This is a genomic window from Streptomyces katrae (assembly GCF_000966975.1).
Lineage (GTDB): Bacteria > Actinomycetota > Actinomycetes > Streptomycetales > Streptomycetaceae > Streptomyces > Streptomyces katrae.
In genome coordinates this window covers 1-1,547 of record NZ_JZWV01001634.1, presented here as the reverse complement: position 1 = coordinate 1,547, position 1,547 = coordinate 1, and the positions used below count along the sequence as shown (strand labels likewise).

Annotated in this window: 1 protein-coding gene; it reads right to left on the bottom strand. The window is 77.0% G+C overall.

Features of this window, described 5'->3' with window-relative positions:
* The coding region (locus tag VR44_RS39755) for a polyketide synthase dehydratase domain-containing protein (RefSeq protein WP_045952570.1) at positions 1 to 1,547 on the bottom strand (1,547 nt) is incomplete at both ends.

The following is a 1,547-nucleotide window of genomic DNA, read 5'->3' as shown; positions in this document are numbered from 1 at the left end:
TACGAGCACCACACCGTCGCGGAGGGCGAATTGCGCCTCGTCGGTGCCCAGGGCCCGCGGCAGCAGGTTCCAGCCCGAGTCCTCGTCCGCCGCCTCCACGAGGAGGAACCGGCCCGGGTTCTCGGCCTGCGCGGAACGCACCAGACCCCACACCGCCGCAGTGTCCGGGGACGGCCCGGTGGCGGTGAACAGCAGCCGGGAGGAGGCGTACCGCTCGTCGGCCAGCCAGGACCGCAGCACCGCCAGTGCCCCGGACACCGAGTCCGGCACGGGCAGCACCACCAGGTCCGGCACCGTCCGGCCCCCGTCCACGGCCGCCCGCAGCCCGGCCAGGTCCGCGTACGTGGCGAAGGGAACCCCCGCACCCCGCAGACCCCGCCCGGCGGGTGACGCCTCGCCACCGACCACCGCCCAGTCCAGGACCGACTCGGCGGCCTCGGCATAGGAGGGCTCCACCCACTCCAGGCGGAACAGCGCGTCCCGCAGCACGGCGTCCCCGAACTGCTCCGCCGACACGGGGCGCAGCGCGAGCGACCCGACGGCCGCGACGGGGGCTCCGGCCGGGTCGGCGAGGGCCAGCGCCACGGAGTCCGTCCCGGCCGGCGCGATCCGTACGCGCAGGGCGGAGGCCCCGGCCGCGTACAGCGACACCCCCGACCAGGCGAACGGCAGCCGCGCCCCGTCCCCGCCGGAGAGGAAGGAGCCCAGGCCGATGCCGTGCAGGGCGGCGTCCAGGAGCGCCGGGTGCAGGCCGTAGCGGGAGGCGTCGGCCGATGCCTCCTCGGGGAGGGCGACCTCCGCGTACACCTCCTCGCCCAGCTTCCAGGCGGCCTTGAGCCCCTGGAACACCGGCCCGTAGTCGAGACCGGCCCCGGACATCGCGGCGTACAGCCCGTCGGCGTCCAGCGGCTCGGACCCGGCCGGCGGCCACTCGGCCGACCCGCTCTCGGGCGAGCGGTCGGCGAAGGACAGCGTCCCGTCGGCGTGCCGGGTCCAGGCCTCCCCGGCGGGGGCGTCCTCCGCCCGCGAGTAGACCCGGACGGACCGCCGCTCGCACGCGTCGGGCCCGCCGACCCGCACCCGGACCTGGACCCCGCCCTCCTCGGGCAGGACCAGCGGGGCTTCCAGGGTCAGTTCGTCCAGCGTGTTGCAGCCGGCCTCGTCACCGGCCCGCACGGCCATCTCGACCAGCGCGGCGCCCGGGACGACGGCCTGCCCCATGACCCGGTGGTCGTCCAGCCAGCGGTGGGTGCGCAGGGAGAGCCGGGCGGTGAGCAGGAACTCCTCGGACTCGGGCAGCGTGACCGCGGCGCCGAGCAGCGGGTGGTCCGCCGCGTCGAGCCCGGCGTGCCCGGCGTCGGCGGGGGCGGCGGCCGTGTCGTGGATCCAGAAGGTCTCGTGCTGGAAGGCGTAGGTGGGGAGGCCGACACGGGTGACGTCCGCCCCGGCGAAGAAGGCGGTGCGGTCGGCGGGGCCAGCGCCCGAGGTGAGCAGGTGGGCGAGCGCCGTGACGGCGGCTTCGGCCTCGTCGCGGTTCCGGCGGAGGG